Source organism: Vibrio sp. CUB2 (genome assembly GCF_001557945.1).
Classification (GTDB): Bacteria; Pseudomonadota; Gammaproteobacteria; order Enterobacterales; family Vibrionaceae; genus Vibrio; species Vibrio owensii.
Genome location: NZ_LNRB01000024.1, coordinates 51687 through 71969, shown reverse-complemented (window position 1 = coordinate 71969; position 20283 = coordinate 51687). Strand labels below are relative to the sequence as shown.

Sequence of the window (20283 nt, the reverse complement as noted above, 5' to 3'; positions counted from 1 at the left end):
ACCTTCCTCACGACTGAACGTGCTTTCCAACCCGAAGGCCTTCTTCACACACGCGGCATGGCTGCATCAGGCTTGCGCCCATTGTGCAATATTCCCCACTGCTGCCTCCCGTAGGAGTCTGGACCGTGTCTCAGTTCCAGTGTGGCTGATCATCCTCTCAGACCAGCTAGGGATCGTCGCCTTGGTGAGCCATTACCTCACCAACTAGCTAATCCCACCTAGGCATATCCTGACGCGAGAGGCCCGAAGGTCCCCCTCTTTGGCCCGTAGGCATTATGCGGTATTAGCCATCGTTTCCAATGGTTATCCCCCACATCAGGGCAATTTCCTAGGCATTACTCACCCGTCCGCCGCTCGACGCCGTTATCGTTCCCCGAAGGTTCAGATAACTCGTTTCCGCTCGACTTGCATGTGTTAGGCCTGCCGCCAGCGTTCAATCTGAGCCATGATCAAACTCTTCAATTTAAAGTTTTTGATTCCCTAAATAAATAGGGAGAGGCTCAATGAATACTGACTTCAAAACTACTTATGTAATTTTAAAGCTATTATCGTTATTCCTTTTATAAAGAAAGGAGAACGATAATGAATTGACTGTGCCAAGTCCGAAGACTTGATTGGTCACTCAGTTCATTGAAACCTAATTTGATACCGCTTTCCGTTAAGAAAGAAACATCTAATTGGATTATCATCAACGAGTGCCCACACAGATTGATAGGTCTATATTGTTAAAGAGCTTGCTTCGTAAGCTTTGCTATCGAAGCGGAGGCGTATTCTAAGGAATTAATTCTTAGTGTCAAACACTTTTTTAAATTAATTTTTAGAAGCTTTTCTTTCGCCTCATTGCCAACCGCTTTTGCGTTTCCGCTTTGCCCTGACAACGGAGGCGCATTATAGGGAGATGATTTTTCTTGGCAACCCTTTTTTAGAAAAAAACTTAAAAAAAAGCGTCGAGTGATGAAATCTCACTCAAACGCTTATTTTTAGCACTTAGTTGTTAACTTAACGTAGCAAATAGGCAATCAATATGTGTCTATCCAAGACTCTTCAAAGCTTGTGATATCAAGATCCAGTGACTTCGCCGCTTCGATTTGCTCAATTGCCTCTAATTCTTTATTTACACTGCTCATCGTCAATGTGTTGTTGTCTAACTCAAACACCTGACTTTGAGTCGTATAGTAGAACTTAAGTATCGTCAGCGCTTTTACATCGTGCTCAGCAGAAGCGGCTTTAATGCTTTTCAGTTTGCGAAAGATCTTGTTGTGCAGCTGCTTGAGTTTCCAGACATACAACACTTCTTCCATATAAGGGCGTGTTTTGAATTGGTTTAACAAAGACAGTGAAGTAGCTAAGGCAAGCACAACACCAATTAAGTTCCAGTGAAAGTTCCCCGTCGACTGTTCAGGTACTACATCTGTATTACCGAACAAAACGATCAATAGCGTACTAAAAGCAAGAGAAGAGATAGCAAGCAAGGCAACAAAGCCACCAATCACTAGGTTGACCTTCTTTCTATAGACTTGTTTGTTTATTTTTTTGATTTCCATATACCGCTCCTAACAGGTTGCCTCTATTCTAACCAGCACACTCCGCACGACAATCGAAGCTTTGTAAGTAAGTTCACATTTGCTATTAAACTCGCATCCCTTCCCTGCTTGGGTATATACTTCCGCGCATTCACTCTTCCTATATAGAGGCTAAATTCATGCGCTCTTTTGTTTTACGAGCTCGCGCGGCGCCAACCACCAGCAAAGCACTGTTAGAAGGTGTTGGTAATGAAGCGCATACAGAGATTCTTGCTCATACCATGATGAACACTATGTTCGTTGCTCAATCACACCGTGAAGATGTGGTTGTTCACTTGGTTTTAGAAAGCACAAAAGATTTCTCACGCACCATTACTATTCGCTCTAACGACATCACCAACATTGGCGGCTTCCATGAGTCAACCTTGATTGCAGCAGTGGCTCGCGCTTTGGATGCTTCGGTTGGTATGGGCAAAGAGCAACTTCGTGAAGTCGAACCTGGTATCACCGTTCGTACCGTCAGCTTTGAACGCCTAGTGCAAGAACTGGCAGAAGATCACCAACTATATATGTTGGATAAAAAAGGCGAATTTGTTCGTGATGCAGAAATCGGTGGAAACCCATGTTTCTTGCTAACTGACCATATTCCGATGCCGAAGAAGTCTTTTAACAGCTTGAAGCGCCTTGGCACAGAGAAGATCAGCTTAGGTCCTAAGATGCTTTTCGCTTCTCAGTGTGTGGTATTGATCCACAATGAGTTGGACATTCGCGAATTTTAATTCTCGCGAGTTAATCACTCTATAAAAGAAAGAGGACTCCATTGAGTCCTCTTTTTGTTTCTATAGGAATGCTAAGTTTACTTACCACCAATGCTTAAACGAGCAAAACGAACGTCTGGTGAGAAGAGAGTGCGGCTATCGTTAATTAACTGAGTATCACCCACAGCCTCAACTTCTTGCAGCATCTTGTAGAAGTTACCCGCTACAGTGATACCACGCACTGGTTGAATGCGCTCACCATCACGGCACAAGAAGCCACTCGCACCAAATGAAAAATCACCACTCACTGCATCCGCACCAGAATGGACACCTTGGAGTTCGACTAACTCTAGGTACTCACCCGCTTTTACTTCTGACGCACTGCTGTGACCTGTCGCAATCACTTTGTGATTCGCTGATACGTCTAGGCTCGATTTTGCACCGCGAGCGGCACTTGCTGTCGAGACTGCGCCCAAGTAACTTGCGGTCTGGCTGTTGTGTAGCAAGGTTTTCAACTCACCATTAGCAATCATCACATTATCTTGAGTAGCGAAGCCTTCACTATCAAAACTTGTGATTGCCATACCATTTGGCATGTAAGCCGTATCGGTAAAGGTAATCAAATCACTCGCAACACGTTGGCCAAGCTTGTCACCCAATGGCGTAATGCCTTTCATCGCGCTTACACCAGAGAAAGCACTGCCGAAAGCACCGAATAAACTTGCTAGCGCATTGATGTGGAAAATAGCAGGGTAGTTACCTGTCGCAACCGGAGCGCCTTCCAGAAGATCACGAGCAAGGTTGTAGCCACCTTCGATACAGTAAGCTGGATTCAACTCATCAAAACGGCGACCCAGTGACATTCTGCCCGCCATTGACTGTTTGCCGTCTTTTTCAAACAAGGTATACGCGTAACAAGTGAACGAGCGCTCGAAGTGTTGACACAATGTGCCTTGAGTATTGGCAATGATCAGTTGTGTTTCGCCATCGCTGTAACCATTGTAAGGTGCGCTAGAGGCGTGAGGCAGAGCTACTACACCTTGCTCAAGTGCGAGAGACAGTTCGATTTTTTCGTCAACAGAAGTTGTATCTTCTTGCGCAATCTCAGCAACATCAGTCGCGATTTGGCTGTTCACGCAGCTAATAGTCTGATGTTCATCTTGCTTGGAAAAGCGAGCGCTTTGCAGTGCGTTGGTCAGCATCAAATCTAAGCTTGGTTGCTCTAACGACTCAGAATAGCTTGTTGCAACGCGCGCATCTTTCACAATACGAACACCCAGAACTTGGCTTGAGCTTACTTTGTACTCATCCAACTTTCCTTGGTTCGCTTTCAAAGAAAAGCTACTGTTACGGTTTACAATGACGTCCGCTTCTGCACCTTGGCGTTTTGCTTCTGATAGGACGTAATCAACCGCATTAAGAAGTTGTTGTTCTTGGCTCATTAGTTACCGCCTCCTACCAGAATGTTATCGACTTTCAGCGTTGGCTGACCGACTGTTGTTGGTACTGAACCACTTACTGAACCACACATGCCCGGCGCAAGCGCCATGTCTTTGCCGACCATGCTGATTTCTTTCAACACTTTTGGCCCCGTGCTGATCAGCGTTGCTGTTTTCAGAGGCTTGGTGATTTTGCCATTTTCAATGAGGTAAGCTTCACGAACGGCAAAGTTGAACTCGCCCGTTCCCGGTTGAACCGAACCACCGCCCATCTTCTTCGCATAGATGCCGCGTTCGATGCCAGCCAGCATGTCATCAAGAGAATGCTCGCCTTCTTCGATAAATGTGTTACGCATACGCGAGGTTGGTGCGAACTTGTAGTTTTGACGACGACCTGACCCCGTAGGCTCATAACCTGTCTTCATACCACCCATTTTATCGACCATAAAGCTGGTTAGCTTACCGTCTTTGATCAACTGAGTGCGCTGAGTCTTCATGCCTTCGTCATCAACATGAATCGAGCCCCATTCGTTGGTCATGGTTCCATCATCGACTGCATTCACTGCGGTGTGAGCAACCATTTCGCCCATCTTGTCGTGGAATACTGACGCTTTCTTCGCAACCGAAGTGGTTTCTAGCAAGTGGCCACAAGCTTCGTGGAAGATTACGCCACCAAAACCGTTACCAATCACTACTGGCATTTCACCCGATGGGCACGCATCCGCGCCAAGTTTGACCAACGCTTGCTGCGCGATAGTTTGACCTAGCTCTTTGGCATCAAGCTGTTCACTGAATTCCCAACCAGCAAGAGCGCCAGGGCCTTCCATACCAGAAGACTGCTCATTACCTTTTTGAGCGACAGTATTACCAGCAACTCGTATGTAGTGACGGGTATCGTCAACGTGTAGACCTTCTGAGTTGAAGATAGACACTTGTTGTTCACGCTGAAGCACACTGCCAATGAACTGGCTGATATGTTCACTCTCAGCACGAGCAGCTTGGTCAACTTGCAATAGGAAAGCGATTTTAGAATCTAGGTTAGCGTCTTTGCCAAGTGGCATACGACAACCATGTTGAATTGGGTAGCGGTTCAGATTGAGAGAACCTGCTGACGCGATTTGCTCACGCTTATCTTTTGCAGCAAGCAGTGAGGTTACGCGTTTAAGTTCGGCTTCATCGGTGCTGTTGGTGTAACCGTAAAGCACTTTATGACCGAAGAAGAGACGAATACCGATACCAAAATCGATACCCGAGTTCACCTTATCTACCTCGCCAGATGCGATCTGGACAGTGTTGGTTTGATGGTGTTCAACGAATAGCTCAGCGAAATCAGCCCCTAAAAAGAGGGCATGATCGATCACCGCTTTCGCTGTTACAGAATTAAGCATGAAATCTCCTTGCTCGTTGATCGTCCTAGCCTTCCCCACCTCTGAGTTAGACTCTGTTTATAACAGTCACAACCTAAATTGGATGACTCAAAAGCATATTGGCAACACGTTAAATATTAACACTTTTTTAACCTTGTTTTATGCTAATCCTTGCTAAATCAAAGAACGATTCGTTACGTATTATGTCGACATCTCACTATTAGATAGTGTCTTGAACTGCCAGTTTCAATGCGGCACGTTATTTATACCCAAGTGACTTCAAGATGCAGGATTCAGAGCGTTGTCATTGATTCGAGTGCAAGGAAAACAACGAAGCGGAATAGCACGCTCTTTCCAAGTTGTTTGACGTAGCAATCGGGTCAATGACACGCTCCCAGAGGGCGAGTTGCCTTGGCTTGTATACTTTGTTGCCGATTCTTGATTTAGACCCACTAAGCCTTCAAATCGCCGCCGCGTCTACAAACCAAGTCATTCTCGCTGAACCAAGCATCTCGAGGTTACTTGGGTATACACTAAATTCTGTTCTCTCGTTACTGCTCTCAAGTCTCATATTTAATCGATTGCCCCCTCTTGGCCGGAAAAAACACGTGCACCGTAACTGAGTGAACTGCTATTATCTTGACGAAATAGTCGGGGGGCCCATGCAGTGAATGCGTCGGCTGAGATCGAAATTCGAGACCCGTTGAACCTGATTCAGTTAGCACTGACGTAGGGAACTATCATCACTTTGCCACTAGCCTGCTTCAAGTCTGTATCGACGCAGCTAGCCTCAACGGATCCATACACCGATCTTCAATGGCCAAGTCAGTTCCTGTACGTCTTGTAATAGGAGCGACCATGGCGCAGCAGTCAAGCCAAGAAAAACCATCAACACAGCCACAAGCAGCAACTTCAACGGACACACCGATTGTGTTAACGATTGCAGGTTCTGATAGCGGTGGCGGCGCAGGCATTCAAGCCGACATAAAAGCGATGTCCGCAACCGGCAGTTTTGCTTGCTCGGTAATCACGGCGATTACTTCGCAAAATACCCAAGGCGTTTCTGCGATTTTCCCAATCCCTCTCGACCATGTAGAGAGCCAACTTGATGCGGTATTTACCGACCTCAACATCGTTGCAGTTAAAGTGGGCATGCTGGCCGATTCCAATATCATCAAAGTCGTTGCAGACAAAATTAAACAATACCAGCCAAAACACCTCGTGATTGACCCTGTTATGGTGGCCACCAGCGGCGATCTATTACTGGAACAGTCGGCAATCAGCACTTTAAAAGAAGAATTGATTCCGCTCGCAGACATCATTACCCCTAACCTACCTGAAGGTGCTGCATTGACAGGTAAACCAGTTCCTCAATCAGAATCTGAAATGAACGATATGATTGCTGACTTGCGCGCATTAGGGGCAAAAGCGGTGCTGTTAAAAGGCGGTCATCTGGAAAAAGACGAAAACAGTAACGATCTGCTGATCATGCAAGACAATGCCGAGTTAATTAGCGCTAAACGCTTTCCAACCAAAAACACCCATGGCACAGGCTGCACGCTGTCTTCTGCTATCGCGTCTTACCTTGGTCAAGGCAACAACCTGCACAAAGCGGTGCACCTAGGTAAGCAGTACATCAGCCAAGCTATCGCACACGCTGACGAATTGGATGTCGGTAAAGGTCATGGTCCTGTGAACCATTTTTTTGCAGGTCACACGCATGTGCGCTAATGCACTCGGCATTCAGCTTACCGAAGCAAGTCTGCAATACAAAGACAGCCAAACACCAACATTAGCTGGGTTGAGTATGACCATCCCTGCCAATCAATGGACGGTGTTACTTGGTCGCAGTGGTTGCGGAAAAACGACGATCCTTCGTTATCTAGCGGGTTTGTTAGACGACAAAGTTGAATGGCATGGCGAGTTAACGACCACGGATGGCATCACCTTACACAAGCGTATTGCCTACATGGCGCAGCAAGACTTGTTACTGCCGTGGTTAAATGTGTTAGACAACGTCTGCCTAAGTTCTCGATTTTCTCAAGACCAAGCACCAGAACAAAATAAACAACGTGCACTAACTTTACTCAGCCAAGTGGGACTCGCCAATTACGCGGATGCTAAGCCAGCTCAGCTCTCTGGCGGCATGAGACAACGTGTTGCCCTTGCTCGCACTCTGATGCAAGACAAGCCTCTGGTTCTGATGGATGAGCCTTTCTCTGCGTTGGACGCGGTTACTCGCCATAAATTGCAAACCTTGTCTGCCGAATTATTGAAAGATAAGACGGTTGTTCTTATTACCCACGACCCACAAGAAGCGGTGCGATTAGCTCACCAACTCTATGTATTGCAAGGCACGCCTGCTCAAGCTCAGCACTTGGTCGTTCCAGACTCCAAGCCGCCCCGAGTTCTCGATGGAGAGTGCGCGGCGCTACAACAAGCGATTTTGGATCAATTGGAGAAAGACTATGAGTGATATGACTCAGTACAACTCCGTTTCGACACGTATTGGTAAAAAAGAACGCGTGACCCATCCAGCTCTGCGCTTGGTCATCAGCACTGCGGTGATCTTGGGATTGTGGCAGTTGGTCGTGGTGATATTCGATATGCCAAGCTTCATCTTACCTTCACCAATTGAAGTGCTGGATAGATTGGTCACTCGTTACGATGTCCTGCTCAAACATACTTGGGTTACCGCGCAAGAGATTTTACTTGGCTTGGCGCTTGGATTATCAATGGGTTTGCTGTTCGCATTGCAAATGCTGATGTTCGAACCGCTGAAGCGTTGGTTACTGCCCATTCTAATTGCTAGCCAAGCGATCCCTGTATTCGCTATCGCGCCAGTGCTCATGCTTTGGCTGGGTTACGGCATTGCATCGAAAGTAGTCATGGCGGCGATCATCATCTTTTTCCCCGTCACGACATGTTGCTACGACGGCTTGCGCAATACACCAACAGGTTACCTCGATCTTGCCAAGACCATGGGCGCGTCTAAATGGCAGTTACTTCGTCATATTCAATTGCCAGCCGCCCTACCAACGTTAGCTTCAGGTATTCGTGTTGCCGTCGTTATTGCGCCAATTGGAGCAGTGGTCGGTGAGTGGGTAGGTTCAAGTGAAGGCTTGGGTTATCTGATGCTCCAAGCCAACGCTCGCATGATCATTGATGAGATGTTTGCGGCGCTGTTTATCCTCGCCGTGCTGTCTATCTCACTCTACTTCATCACCGATAAATTATTGAAAAAAGCCATCCCTTGGGAAAGCAAGTAATTACAGAAAATAACCAAAGAAAATTGGGAAAGAAAAGGAAGAACCCCGTGAATAAAAACAAACTTATGAGCGCTGCTGCTCTACTCGCTTCAGTGGTATCAACCAACGTGCTTGCAGCTGAAAAAGAGATGACACTGATGTTGGATTGGTTCGTCAATCCAAACCATGGTCCTATCGTTATTGCCAAAGAGCGTGGTTACTTCAAAGAGCAAGGTTTGAAGGTCAACATTCAAGAGCCGGCAGATCCAAGTACACCACCTAAGTTGGTCGCAGCTGGCAAGGTCGACATGGCGATTTCTTACCAACCAAGCCTGACCATCGATGTCGCGGCTGGTTTGCCACTAATCCGCTCTGCGACTTTGATTGCTACGCCACTCAACACGTTGATGGTGTTGGACAACGGTAAGAATGAAAACCTTGGCGACTTGAAAGGCAAGAAGATCGGTATTGCGATCGCAGGCAACGAAGAAGCGACAATCGGCACCATGCTAGCTCAAGAGAACGTGAAGTTTTCTGACGTACAAATCATCAACGTAGGTTGGGCGCTGTCTTCGTCTCTTGCGTCTGGCAAGGTGGATGCGATTTGGGGCGGTCTACGTAACTTCGAAACCAACCAACTGGCACTAGAAGGTTATAAAGCTAAGGCCTTCTTCCCTGAAGAACACGGCGTGCCAGCGTATGACGAGTTGGTCTTCGTTGCCAATGCAAAAACCTACGACAAAGAAGCCATCAAGGCATTCAATAAAGCACTAGAGCAAGCAACCACTTACATCGTTAACCATCCAAAAGAGTCGTGGAAAGAGTTCGTGGCTTATTCACCAGACACCCTCAACAACGAGCTTAACCAACGCGCTTGGAACGACACGCTAACTCGTTTCGCTCTTCGTCCATCCGCAGTAGATCTGAAACGCTACGATGATTATGCGCAGTTCATGTATTCACAAAAAATCATCGAAACACTGCCAAAAGCGAAAGATTACGTACCGAACTTTGACTAATGCTACTGACCTTAGGATCTAAGCCTAGGGTCTTTTGATAACGAGATACCCATAATGAAATACCAAGATTTGATCGACGCTTGCCGCCAAGATTGGCAAGAATACACTGAGCATGCTTTCGTGCAGCAATTGGCGAAAGGCACTCTGGCTCAACCTTGTTTTCTGCACTATCTAAAGCAGGATTTTCTTTTCCTAAAGCAGTACGCACGAGCTTACGCATTAGCGATCTACAAAGCACGTACTTTGGATGACATGCGCCGTGCCCTACCAAGCGTACATGCATTGCTCGATTCTGAAATCGCCCACCACGTGACTTACTGTGAGCAATGGGGACTGACAGAATCCGACTTAGAAAACGAGCCAGAAGATTTCGGTACGGTAGCTTATACCCGTTACGTGTTGGATGCTGGCATGACGGGTGATCTTGTTGATTTATACGCGGCACTAGCACCATGCTCTATCGGTTATGCCGTTATCGGTAAGATGCTGATTGAAGATGAAAAGACAGTAATCGAAGGCAATCCATACGCAAGTTGGATCAATCTCTACGGTGGTGAGGAATTCCAATCTGGTGTCGCAAAAGGGGCAGAACACTTTAACCAGTTGCTAGCTGAAATCGACATCAATAGCCAGCGTGGTCAAAACCTGATTCAGGTATTCAAAACCGCAACGCGTATGGAAGTGGCATTCTGGCAACAAGGCCTGAACGCTCAGCAAGATTAATCGGAGATTCTCATGCTAATTGAACAAATCACCCAAACATTAACCACAGTACGCCAGCAAAAGCCGTTAGTCGTCAACATCACTAACTACGTGGTGATGAATAACACGGCAAACGCCCTATTGGCTATTGGTGCTTCTCCAATCATGGCGCACTCCAAGCAGGAAATGGCAGAGATGATGTCGTTCGCTGGCGCACTGGTTATCAACATCGGTACCCTAGACAGCGTTTGGACACCGCGCATGAGCTATGCCGTAGAGCAAGCCAATGCTAATGGTAAAATCGTTGTACTCGACCCTGTCGGTTGCGGAGCAAGTTCACTGCGTACCGAGACATCACGTGAAATCGCACGCCTTGCAGATAAACTCATCATCCGAGGTAACGCCTCAGAAATCATCGCTCTCGCTGGCGAGCAAGCACAAAGCAAAGGCGTTGATGCGTTAGACAGCAGCGACGCAGCACTTGGCGCAGCGAACTTCTTAGTCGCAGAGTATGCTGCAAGTGTGGTGATTTCTGGCGAGACTGATTACATCGTCACGAAGGAACAAACCGTGCAACTGAACAATGGTCACGAGATGATGCCATACGTAACCGGAATGGGCTGTACACTAACGGCACTGACGGGTGCTTTTGCTGCAGTTGGTGATAACACCGGGCTTGCTGCTGCGGCGGTACTAGGCGTTGTTGGCGAGATTGCAGCGGAACAAGCTCGCGGCCCAGGTAGCCTGCAAATGAGCCTGTTGGATGAGCTTTACCAGTTGGATGAAGAAACGCTGGCAAAACGCCTAAAACTCCAAGTGAGCTAAGCTTTTCTCTAACAAATATCGGCCTCTCATTTCATCTAGATGAGAGGCCCAAAGGAAACAAAATGAACGTCTATCGTTTATATTTGGTCACCGATGACCAACAAGATTTAGCCACACTAAAGCGTGTTGTGAGAAAAGCCGTGGAAGGTGGCGTGACCATGGTACAAGTCCGCGAAAAACACGGCGATGTGCGTGCGTTTATCGAACGGGCTCAAGCCGTGAAAGACATCCTTAAAGATACCGATGTGCCTTTGATCATCAATGATCGCGTAGATGTCGCACTGGCTGTCGATGCTGATGGTGTCCACCTCGGGCAATCAGACATGCCAGCAACCATTGCTCGTGAGTTGATTGGACCAAACAAAATTCTCGGTTTATCTATCGAAAATGAAGAGCAGCTTGCAGAAGCGGATTCTCTTCCGATTGATTACATCGGTTTGAGCGCAATCTTCGCGACGCCAACCAAAACCAACACCAAAAAACATTGGGGTATTGATGGTTTGAAGATGGCGTTAGAGACGACCTCTCTACCGATTGTTGCCATTGGCGGCATCAACGAAAGTAACATTCCGCAGCTTAGCGCCACCGGTGTTCATGGCTTGGCTTTGGTTTCAGCAATTTGCCACGCGGAAGATCCAAAAACCGCATCGGAATATCTGTTAGGGCTGATGAGCTAACCTTGCTCACTCCAGAACAAAGCGCTTATGGATGAGCACTTTGATCTCTGTATTTCGCTACTCTAAAAGACCGATTGAAAACCAAAGAAGAAGTAGACTCTTCTATTGCACCGAGATATTCATCACACTAATCATTCTGACAGAATCTCACACTTTCCCTATTCTGCACCTGAACGCCAAAACCTTGCTCCCTAAAGGAAATACTTTCCTTCTCCTCCAGAGTCATACTGCGCCAAACAACATAATAAAAGGCAATAACGATGAAAACCTCTGGAAAAAACCTCTTAGTCTTTGCGCTGCCTACCCTACTCATTAGCGGTTGTGGATCAGATTCAGAACAACTCACCATACCAACATTGGAAACCAAAACGCTCAATCTTCTCACGGTCGATGGGCTAACCTTTAAGGATCATAATAAGAATGGCGAATTAGACGCTTATGAGGATTGGCGACTGAGCCCAAAACAACGCGCAGAGAATCTTACTCAACAAATGAACAACGCCGAAAAGGCAGGCTTGATGATGCACGGTACATTCGTACTCAGCAGCGATAGCTCAAGACTCGTTTTTAAAGGCGATGGCATAACCAACACCATATTAATTCAAGAACGTTTCCTCAATACCTTTATAACTCGCCAAGAAGGCGATGCCACTCTGATGGCAGAAGATAATAATCATGCTCAAGAATTAGCGGAGCACACTCGCTTAGGAATTCCCGTTTCTATTTCAACCGACCCACGCAACCACTTTAATGCCGCATTAGGCACTTCAGTCTCTTCCGGCGATTTTTCACAATGGTCAGAGACACTTGGCTTAGCCGCGATTGGCGATGCTGAGTTCACGAAAACCTTCGCCGATGTCATTCGTCAAGAATACCTAGCCGTCGGCATCAACCAAGCACTCCACCCAACCGCTGATCTCGCTACCGAACCAAGGTGGGGAAGAGTGAACAGTACATTTGGTGAAAACGCTGAGTTATCACGAGAAATGACCAAAGCCTATGTCCAAGGTTTACAACACAACAATACCGAGCTGACGAAAGATGGAGTCTGGGCGGTCGTAAAACATTTTGCCGGTGGTGGTCCACAAGAAAATGGCGCGGATGCACACTACTTCGCTGGCCGCTATCAGGTTTATCCGGGCAACAACTTTGACTACCACCGCATTCCATTTAAAGGCGCTTTTGAAGCTGGCGTTGCGGGCGTGATGCCTTATTACGGAATTCCTTATGAGCAACTGCCGGAAAGTGAAGGTAATGTTGGCTTTGGTTACAGCAAATACATCATGACCGATATTCTTCGAGGCGAAGAAAACTTCGATGGCGTGTTGCTATCAGATTGGTTAGTCGCTAACGATTGTGTCGATACATGTCGAACCGGAATCATCACACATGAAGATGCAGAGAAGAATCCGTTCACTTACTTAGGTATGCCTTGGGGTAAAGAGGACGAAGATTCAACAGAGCGTTTCGCTGCTTCTGTCGATGCGGGTATTGACCAATTTGGGGGTATCGATGACCCTGCTTTATTGCTTGCGAATATTGAGAGCGGGCGTCTTACCCAAGAGCGCATCGACTTATCGGTAAATCGAATCCTGACGAATAAGTTCAAACAAGGTTTGTTTGAAGACCCGTTTGTTGATGTCGCCAAGGTCAATGATGTGGTCGGTAAAACAGAGTTCCAAGAGCTGGGTATTGAATCTCAAGGACGCTCCGTTACCTTGTTGAAAAACGACAACAACGCATTGCCTTTATCAGTAGAGGAGTTAGGTAAAGTGTATGTCTACGCCAACTATGGCGGTACAGAGCAACCAAGCATTGTCGACAACGCACAACAATATGGCTTAAACGTCGCAGAAAATATGGCAGATGCTGACACCATAATCATTCGTACGCAAACCCCCGCCACTCTCGCCACGGCATGGTTCCCATTTGGGGTCGCAATGCCGTCTGGCGAGCTTGGTTTTGTCGCACAGGAAGACTTCCAATTGCGTCCTTACGAAACGCAACCTGACCGTGAACCGGGAGAATCTGCACAACTTTGTTATGAGGGTTTGACCGATAACCTAGGAGCTTGTATTTACAATAGTGGCAATGTCTATAGTGTCATTAATCAGGCCATCAACTCAGGTAAGCGAGTAATTTTTGATGTATTCATGATTCGTCCAGCAGCCCTAGGTAATATCCACGATCAGCTGCCAATCATCTTGGCGAACTTCGGTACATCGGACTCTGTCTTTTTTGATGTCATCACCGGTAAAGTGAAACCAGAGGGTAAGTTACCTTTCGGCCTTCCGAAGTCGACCGATGAGGTGGTTGCCAAAGGTAAAGAAGATGTTCCTTCTTATGAAGAAGATCCGTCAATCACGCTATACCCATTTGGATATGGTCTCAGCTATTAACAAACCTAGCTACGCTAGTTAGCAATTCAATAAATCAGCATGGTTTGGACTCCGATTGGCTACCAAACCATGCTGAATAAAACTTCGATGAAATATATCCACCAGCACGTTTATACACGGCTTTACACCTACCTCGCACAACACCGTAACATAAAGGGGTTAAGCGAAGAGCTATCTAAGTTAAACCATCGCTTAGATAAGGTCGCACACGTCTCAGAAAAGCACTTTCAAGAGCTTTGTTATATCGTTGCAAAATACGAGATCCCTTTACCTGCGCACGATATTTCCACGTCCGAATTATTGGAAACTTATCCAGAATTTGCCTACGTACTAAATGCACCAAATGCGACAGAAGCCATTCACCGTCACGTTCAGTTCAAGCCGATTATGGGCTCACGTGACCGCTTGTATTATCGGATAGCACCGCAAGGTGATGTTGTTGTCCATTACGTACAAGATGAAGGGGTTGTCGATATTTATGGCCCTATACTTAACTTGTGTTTTGTTGCTAAAGCACTCACTACCTTATCTCTTCCGCCTGATTCAATGCGAATTCAGTCCAATAAATTCATTCCGAATATCAAAGATTTTGAGCAAACGAGTGGTGTCATTATTGAAGCTGGAGAGCAAAACCAACTCATTCTAAAAGCCCCTTATGCACAGCATCAACTTGAAACGAATAATCCTCTTCTAGACCAGCACCTTAATCAGCGCTTGTTAACTTCACTGGCCCAGTTAGAGTCCTTAAATGATCTAAATACCACTGAGTTAGTGATGCTGACTTTAGAACGCTTATACCATCATGATTCACTCATGCATGCTTCAAGCAAAATCCTGAATCAAATGGGATACTCTCGCTGGACGCTAGCCCGAAAGCTTAAACAAGAGGGGCAAACCTTTGATCAATTGCTCAATCAATTTAAACAAAAGAAATGCTACGAAGTTTTGTCATACACATCGATTCCTCTTGTCGCATTGTCAGAACGTTTAGGTTTTCAATCTCAATCCTCACTCAATCGCTTTACTGTTCGCACTTTTGGGCTTTCTCCAATGGAGATTCGGAGCAAAATAAACAAGACCGAATTGACAGAGCGTTGATAAGTTTTTCACATCGATTGTCGTAAGATAGCCGCCTATTTTCGACTGCTGTATGACTTTTCATGAAAACTAAAAAATACGGTTTGATGATGCTCGCCTTGTTCATTCTTGGCATCATCCCACTTTCGCTGTTTGCCTCGTATCACGATCTTACTTCTCACGTTTCTGACGGCATTGGCATTCTCTTTACTCTGCTAACCGATTCTGCGGGCAGTAAAGGCTTTTTGATCACACTTACGCTGTTGGTGTTGTCACTTTACCGCTACAAACCGAGTCAGTCTGATTGGATGCAAAAACTCTCCATGCTGGGATTGTTACTGGTGATTGGTTTTGCCAGCAAAACAGGCTTAAAGTTGATGACAGAAAGCCCGCGTCCCTACACAGAACTGCTTGCCGCAGAGCAATTGATTGAGCACCCAGAAGCGTTTTATCAGTTGGAGACTGAACAACAAGCGAGTGTGATTGGTGAGATCTCCGAAAAAGTCAGCGAATGGCGTACTCGTCACTGGCAAGGTGAAAAAGACTATTCCTTCCCATCTGGTCATACGATTTTCGTTTCTATCTGTTTAGCCTTCTTTGGTGGGTTGTTTTTGCAGAACAAGTGCTATTTCTCTGCCGCTACCTTATGGGTTTGGGCAATGGGCGTGGCGTACAGTCGCTTGTGGCTCGGCATGCACAGAATTGAGGATTTGATTGGTTCAGTGGTATTTGTCGCCATCGTGTTTACTTTGCTGCCTGCATTCCAAGTCACCAAGAAAATGCCTTTTGTGACCCTCGCTAAATCGTAACAAGACATACTCCACTCAAGCATTATTCAGCTCCAGAAATGCAAAAACGCCCGACCATAAGACACTATGCGTCGGGCGTTTTGTTATCTAAACGACATCCAAATCAGAGGCTAGTGAGTAGCACTCTTGTGCTCGCACAGCACCGCTTGGAACTTGATTCGCGATCAACGCAGACAAAACCGTAAACTGCCACTGGTGTTGGCAATCTGAGTTACTGCAATGAACCTGATACAACAAGTTCATTTCAAAAGCGCCTTGTTTATACGCCATAAACTGTGTTCGACACACTTGGCAGCTCACATAAGTTATCGCTACTTTCATACGCATTCCCTTCGATAAAAGTAATCCATTAAAAAACCAAGCACTGAAAACACTTCCCTTCCCTCCGCTTTGGATCTGGAAAGTCATTTTCATATTTTGTTCATAGAGCCATGTTATTTGAGAACGCGTGAAGCATTCGTGAAGAAAATAAATAACGAACATTCAATGAGTGTGATATCCCTGTGAGGATGAACGAATTATTTCCGCATACTATTTCTATTTTTCGACAAGGATAAATTTATGGATATTAGGGCAATAATCAAACCGGTTCATAAAAAAGCCCCCAGTATTTATGCCAAAATACGGTGGAGCTTTACTAGGATGGCATTCATTATTGCCTTGTTTTTCTGGACGATTATTTACATCGCCGAAAGTAAGTTTGAATCTCTGAGCTTAAATCATTGGTTGGAAAAAGAAGCAGAGCTGTATTTACACAACTACCAACAGTTTCAGCACCTCGCACCTCCACCAAACTCTTTGGTATTTGATTTCTACTGGTCGTTAACGCATGTACCTGAATGGCTCGCGATTCACACTCAGTTGGGGTTTTATGGCCAAGAAGTGCGCTCCGATGAAAAGAGCTTCGGTGTGTTCCATCACCCTTCAGGAAAAGGGCTGATGTACATTGTATTCAAAGGCGATTCTGATGAGTTTAGGGATGAGTACGAGAGCGCTTTGCATCACTTTACGCTTTACTCCGTTGCCATCCTTTGTTTAGTGATGTTTCTGTATGGCATTCACATTGTTCGTATTCTCTCCCGCCCACTCAACGTGATCGTCAACAAAATAGACCGCATGCCACCCCAGTACGAAGGTTTTGAAGTGGAAACCCGCTTTAGTGAAACACGTTATATTGAGCAAGCCCTTGTTGATGGCAAGAAGCACATTGCGCATAACTTTCAGCGCGAACAAGAGTTCAACCGCTTCGCTTCTCATGAGCTCCGAACACCAATAATGGTGATCAAAGGATCAGCCGATATTTTGAATCGCGTATCGGATCTGCCGCGCGTTGCCCTAAAGTCAATTCAGCGTACGCAGCGAGCTTGTGAAGACATGAGAGTATTGACCGAAGTGTTCCTGTTACTAGGAAAGGAAGAGATAAACTCACGTCATTTTGAGCAGGTCGACTTGGCGAAGTGTATAGAAAAGCAACTCGAAGAAGCTGGAACACTGTTTATTAAAGAAGGCGCTCAGCACCACTTTCAGCAGCAAGGCAATATACATTTGCTTGTACCAAAGAGCTTCATATCAATCGTTATCAACAATCTAGTTAAAAATGCATTCAGCTATAGCTCTGGTGATGTCTTCATTGATCTGAATAACCACCGCTTACAAGTCAGAAATCAATTTGAAGCCGATAATGAAAATAATTCGGGGTACGGATATGGATTGATCATTATTGAGCGAATTTGTGAGCGGATGAATTGGCAATTTACTCACCGTACTGAAGACAAACAATTTATTGCCCAAGTCATCTTCACTTAATGGTTTTATTTTAATTGCCCAGACTGCAACTCAGTTTACTAGCAGAAATTAGATGGCTTATTGTTTGATTCTGTCTTAATAAGACTCAGTTGAAAGTTGAGAAGCAAATACAAAGAAGCCAGCGTATCGCTGGCTTCTTGTTTTAAACATCGAATAATGAATTTGCTAATTAGCGTTCACATTAACCGTTCTTAGGCGGTGTGAATGCTGTTAGCTCAAGCACTGGACCTTCGTACTTCTCGATACGAACCAATGCAGAGTTCGCCGCACAACCGTTCGCAAGGCGAGAGGTTGGAATATCGAGCGTTAGAACGTTACAGCCACCGTTTTTACAGATGCCTGTTTTAGGGTCTAGATCTGGCCAACCACCTTCGTGGATACACACTGAGCCTTGCTTGATGCCATCAGTCACCAATGCACCAACCAGAACTTGACCACGGCCGTTGAAGGCACGAACAAGATCGCCGGTCTTAATACCACGCGCTTTTGCGTCTTCTGGGTGGATAGAAATCGGCTCACGGTCAGCAATCGCGTACTCTTCACGAATCTTCGCGTAGTTGAACTGGCTGTGTAGACGATGCGCCGCGTGCGCTGTCATTAGCTGAAGTTCACCATCGGTTGCGTTACCCGTGTACTCTGTTGGCTCCATCCATGTTGGGTGTGGAGGACAGTCTTCTAGCTGGTAACCTTCAATCGTCTTAGAGAAGATCTCGAACTTACCACTTGGCGTACCTAGTGGGCTCATAATTGGGTTTTCACGGAATTCAGCGTAACGAACGAACTGCGCGTTCTTCTCGTTCCACTTCATTTCGATCAACTGGTTATCTTCCCAGAACTTGCTGAAGTTTGGCATTGCGATGCGTTGGCCACGACCGCCTTGCTGAGCGGCTTTGTAGAAACCGTACAACCATTCCATTTCAGTCTTGCCTTCGGTGTAAACATCACGACCACCCGGAGCAAGCAACTCTGCCATGTCCGCGAATACATCAAAGTCGTTACGAGCTTCACCTTGAGGCTCAACCACTTGCTTCATCGGCACTAGGTGTTGGTTACTGTAGTCACCTGTCATGGTCATATCGTTACGCTCGAACGATGTGGTGATAGGTAGAACAATATCCGCGTGCTTCGCTGCCGCTGTCCAGTATGGTTCAGAGATAACGATAAGCTCTGGTTTTTGCCACGCTTTGATCAGACGGTTAGTGTCTTGGTGGTGAGTAAAGTTCGCACCGCCTGCCCACCAAATCATCTTGATCTCAGGGAACGTTAACTCATGACCATTGTGGTGGTAGCTCATACCTGGGTTTTCTAGTGCTTCAACAATACGTGCCACTGGGAACGCGTTAACAGAACCAGAAACCGCCCAGTCGTTACCTGCAGAAGAACCGCCGCCTAGAGACGCAGAAATAGCAGGAAGTACACCCGCATCACGTGAAGGGTTACCGCCGTTTGAGTAGTGGTAAGAGAAACCAAAACCACCACCCGGTAGACCAACTTGGCCCAGCATAGTTGCTAGCGTTACCAGCATCCAGTGACGTTGCTCACCGTATTGCTGACGCTGCATACCCCAGCCCGCCATTAGCATTGTGCGGTTTTTGCTGAAGATGTCTGCAAGCAGCTCAAGTTGCTTAACTGGCACGCCACAAATCTTAGATGCCCATTCTGCTGATTTCTCAACGCCGTCTTCTTTACCCATTAGGTAAGCTTCGAATACGTCGTAACCTGTGGTGTATTTCGCTAGGAATTCTTTATCGTGCTTACCTTGTTTCACAAGCGTATGCGCGATACCCATCATCATCGCCACGTCCGTCATTGGATGCGGAGCAATCCACTGTGCGTTGTCACCGAAGAACTCGATGGTTTCTGAACGCATTGGGTCGATAGCGATAACCGTCTTACCTGACTTCTTCAGCTGATGGAAGAACTCAAGGCCCGCACAATCTGTTGAGCTCCAAGCGATTTTCAGTGTATTAATTGGGTTAAGACCCCAAAGCACCACAACGTCACTATGCTCAAGAACCACTGGGTAGGTCGTTTGCTGTTCGTAAACTTCAATAGAACCTACCACGTGCGGCATGATCACCTGCGCAGCACCCGTAGAGTAATCACCAAGGTGACCTGAGTAACCGCCCGCCATGCTCATGTAACGTTGTAGAAGCGTTTGTGCTTTGTGCAACACACCACTTGAACGCCAGCCGTAAGAACCAGCAAAGACAGATTCAGCACCGTGCTCTTTACGAATGCGCATGTGTTGTTCGTGAATCAGTTTGTAAACTTCATCCCAAGGCACGCGAACGAATTCATCGCTACCACGCACGCCTTCTGGCGCTGATGGGTTTGCCAAGTAGCCTTTACGTACCATTGGGTACTTAACACGAGCTTTAGTATGAACTTGGTCAGGGCCCGTAGTTTGAAGACTGTTTGGTACCGTTTGTGGCAATGCGTTTGTGGTTGAAACCAGCTTACCGTCTTTTACTTCACACAGCATTGGGCCCATGCGACCCGCTGTAAGTACACCTGAACCACGCTTATCAGAGGCTAGTGCGCTCATTGGCGTCAATGAAGTGAAAGCCAGAGCACCAGCAGTTAGACCAGTGCCTTTTAGAAATCCGCGACGAGTTAAATTAGTCATAATCT

General features: G+C 46.4%; 17 protein-coding genes, 1 rRNA gene and 1 riboswitch. Of the genes, 12 read left to right on the top strand and 6 right to left on the bottom strand.

Going from position 1 to position 20283, the window contains the following annotated elements:
* Together ATB78_RS25430 and ATB78_RS25425 are read right to left on the bottom strand one after the other, a co-directional pair.
* Positions 1-465 (bottom strand): 16S ribosomal RNA (locus ATB78_RS25430); the annotation flags it as partial.
* Between the two features lie 554 nt (positions 466-1019).
* Entirely contained in the window at positions 1020-1544 is a 525-nt protein-coding gene (locus tag ATB78_RS25425) for a DUF3087 domain-containing protein (RefSeq protein WP_039974293.1), read from the bottom strand.
* A 158-nt stretch (positions 1545-1702) separates the two neighbouring features.
* On the opposite strand from ATB78_RS25425, the gene trmY reads away from it, so the two are divergent.
* Positions 1703-2302 carry a tRNA (pseudouridine(54)-N(1))-methyltransferase TrmY gene (trmY, locus tag ATB78_RS25420; RefSeq protein WP_005374282.1) on the top strand — a complete coding sequence of 200 codons (600 nt, stop codon included), beginning with the start codon at positions 1703-1705 and terminating at the stop codon, positions 2300-2302.
* 77 nt (positions 2303-2379) lie between these two features.
* On the opposite strand, the gene ATB78_RS25415 is transcribed toward trmY, so the two are convergent.
* The gene (locus ATB78_RS25415; RefSeq protein ID WP_061010954.1) at positions 2380-3723 is read right to left on the bottom strand and encodes a TldD/PmbA family protein; all 1344 of its coding nucleotides are present in this window, start codon (positions 3721-3723) and stop codon (positions 2380-2382) included.
* On the bottom strand, positions 3723-5108 hold the full coding sequence (locus ATB78_RS25410; RefSeq protein ID WP_005435311.1) for a TldD/PmbA family protein: 1386 nt from the start codon (positions 5106-5108) through the stop codon (positions 3723-3725). Before ATB78_RS25410 ends, ATB78_RS25415 begins: the two co-directional genes overlap by 1 nt.
* A 621-nt stretch (positions 5109-5729) precedes the next feature.
* Positions 5730-5840: riboswitch (TPP riboswitch) on the top strand.
* Between the two features lie 105 nt (positions 5841-5945).
* Here ATB78_RS25410 and thiD point away from each other — a divergent pair.
* The 10 genes from thiD (at position 5946) to ATB78_RS25360 (ending at position 15843) form a co-directional block, all read left to right on the top strand.
* Positions 5946-6818, top strand: coding sequence for a bifunctional hydroxymethylpyrimidine kinase/phosphomethylpyrimidine kinase (thiD, locus tag ATB78_RS25405; RefSeq protein WP_050907774.1), 873 nt, complete (start codon positions 5946-5948; stop codon positions 6816-6818).
* Positions 6808-7563 carry an ABC transporter ATP-binding protein gene (locus ATB78_RS25400; protein ID WP_061010953.1) on the top strand — a complete coding sequence of 252 codons (756 nt, stop codon included), beginning with the start codon at positions 6808-6810 and terminating at the stop codon, positions 7561-7563. The genes thiD and ATB78_RS25400 overlap by 11 nt, the downstream gene beginning before the upstream one ends.
* A complete protein-coding gene (locus tag ATB78_RS25395; RefSeq protein WP_005435317.1) occupies positions 7556-8356 on the top strand; it encodes an ABC transporter permease in 801 nt (266 codons plus the stop codon). Before ATB78_RS25400 ends, ATB78_RS25395 begins: the two co-directional genes overlap by 8 nt.
* A 47-nt stretch (positions 8357-8403) precedes the next feature.
* Positions 8404-9354, top strand: a complete 951-nt coding sequence (locus tag ATB78_RS25390) for an ABC transporter substrate-binding protein (protein WP_086027682.1) — start codon at positions 8404-8406, stop codon at positions 9352-9354.
* A 54-nt stretch (positions 9355-9408) separates the two neighbouring features.
* A complete protein-coding gene (gene tenA / locus ATB78_RS25385) occupies positions 9409-10077 on the top strand; it encodes a thiaminase II (protein WP_051118497.1) in 669 nt (222 codons plus the stop codon).
* Between the two features lie 12 nt (positions 10078-10089).
* A complete protein-coding gene (gene thiM, locus ATB78_RS25380) occupies positions 10090-10881 on the top strand; it encodes a hydroxyethylthiazole kinase (RefSeq protein ID WP_061010952.1) in 792 nt (263 codons plus the stop codon).
* A gap of 62 nt (positions 10882-10943) precedes the next feature.
* On the top strand, positions 10944-11558 hold the full coding sequence (gene thiE, locus ATB78_RS25375) for a thiamine phosphate synthase (RefSeq protein ID WP_061010951.1): 615 nt from the start codon (positions 10944-10946) through the stop codon (positions 11556-11558).
* A 260-nt stretch (positions 11559-11818) separates the two neighbouring features.
* Positions 11819-13957, top strand: a complete 2139-nt coding sequence (locus ATB78_RS25370) for a glycoside hydrolase family 3 N-terminal domain-containing protein (RefSeq protein WP_061010950.1) — start codon at positions 11819-11821, stop codon at positions 13955-13957.
* A 39-nt stretch (positions 13958-13996) separates the two neighbouring features.
* Positions 13997-15055: a helix-turn-helix domain-containing protein gene (locus ATB78_RS25365; RefSeq protein ID WP_061010949.1), complete on the top strand. Its 1059-nt coding sequence runs from the start codon at positions 13997-13999 to the stop codon at positions 15053-15055.
* A 62-nt stretch (positions 15056-15117) separates the two neighbouring features.
* On the top strand, positions 15118-15843 hold the full coding sequence (locus ATB78_RS25360; protein ID WP_061010948.1) for a phosphatase PAP2 family protein: 726 nt from the start codon (positions 15118-15120) through the stop codon (positions 15841-15843).
* Between the two features lie 87 nt (positions 15844-15930).
* Here the strand turns inward: ATB78_RS25360 and ATB78_RS25355 are convergent, their stop codons facing one another.
* Positions 15931-16164: a hypothetical protein gene (locus tag ATB78_RS25355; protein WP_078608762.1), complete on the bottom strand. Its 234-nt coding sequence runs from the start codon at positions 16162-16164 to the stop codon at positions 15931-15933.
* A gap of 321 nt (positions 16165-16485) precedes the next feature.
* On the opposite strand from ATB78_RS25355, the gene ATB78_RS25350 reads away from it, so the two are divergent.
* The gene (locus tag ATB78_RS25350) at positions 16486-17649 is read left to right on the top strand and encodes a HAMP domain-containing sensor histidine kinase (RefSeq protein WP_240537443.1); all 1164 of its coding nucleotides are present in this window, start codon (positions 16486-16488) and stop codon (positions 17647-17649) included.
* A 181-nt stretch (positions 17650-17830) separates the two neighbouring features.
* Here ATB78_RS25350 and ATB78_RS25345 read toward each other — a convergent pair whose 3' ends face one another.
* A complete protein-coding gene (locus ATB78_RS25345) occupies positions 17831-20278 on the bottom strand; it encodes a molybdopterin guanine dinucleotide-containing S/N-oxide reductase (protein ID WP_061010945.1) in 2448 nt (815 codons plus the stop codon).
* Positions 20279-20283 lie beyond the last annotated feature (5 nt).

Bases quoted from the DNA above. Each gene is read 5' to 3' on its own strand.
- ATB78_RS25415 (WP_061010954.1), bottom strand. From the start codon at position 3,723: ATGAGCCAAGAACAACAACTTCTTAATGCGGTTGATTACGTCCTATCA.
- tenA (WP_051118497.1), top strand. From the start codon at position 9,409: ATGAAATACCAAGATTTGATCGACGCTTGCCGCCAAGATTGGCAAGAA.
- ATB78_RS25365 (WP_061010949.1), top strand. From the start codon at position 13,997: ATGGTTTGGACTCCGATTGGCTACCAAACCATGCTGAATAAAACTTCG.
- ATB78_RS25425 (WP_039974293.1), bottom strand. From the start codon at position 1,544: ATGGAAATCAAAAAAATAAACAAACAAGTCTATAGAAAGAAGGTCAAC.
- ATB78_RS25355 (WP_078608762.1), bottom strand. From the start codon at position 16,164: ATGAAAGTAGCGATAACTTATGTGAGCTGCCAAGTGTGTCGAACACAG.
- thiM (WP_061010952.1), top strand. From the start codon at position 10,090: ATGCTAATTGAACAAATCACCCAAACATTAACCACAGTACGCCAGCAA.
- ATB78_RS25410 (WP_005435311.1), bottom strand. From the start codon at position 5,108: ATGCTTAATTCTGTAACAGCGAAAGCGGTGATCGATCATGCCCTCTTT.
- ATB78_RS25395 (WP_005435317.1), top strand. From the start codon at position 7,556: ATGAGTGATATGACTCAGTACAACTCCGTTTCGACACGTATTGGTAAA.
- thiD (WP_050907774.1), top strand. From the start codon at position 5,946: ATGGCGCAGCAGTCAAGCCAAGAAAAACCATCAACACAGCCACAAGCA.
- trmY (WP_005374282.1), top strand. From the start codon at position 1,703: ATGCGCTCTTTTGTTTTACGAGCTCGCGCGGCGCCAACCACCAGCAAA.
- thiE (WP_061010951.1), top strand. From the start codon at position 10,944: ATGAACGTCTATCGTTTATATTTGGTCACCGATGACCAACAAGATTTA.
- ATB78_RS25350 (WP_240537443.1), top strand. From the start codon at position 16,486: ATGGCATTCATTATTGCCTTGTTTTTCTGGACGATTATTTACATCGCC.
- ATB78_RS25400 (WP_061010953.1), top strand. From the start codon at position 6,808: ATGTGCGCTAATGCACTCGGCATTCAGCTTACCGAAGCAAGTCTGCAA.
- ATB78_RS25370 (WP_061010950.1), top strand. From the start codon at position 11,819: ATGAAAACCTCTGGAAAAAACCTCTTAGTCTTTGCGCTGCCTACCCTA.
- ATB78_RS25345 (WP_061010945.1), bottom strand. From the start codon at position 20,278: ATGACTAATTTAACTCGTCGCGGATTTCTAAAAGGCACTGGTCTAACT.
- ATB78_RS25360 (WP_061010948.1), top strand. From the start codon at position 15,118: ATGAAAACTAAAAAATACGGTTTGATGATGCTCGCCTTGTTCATTCTT.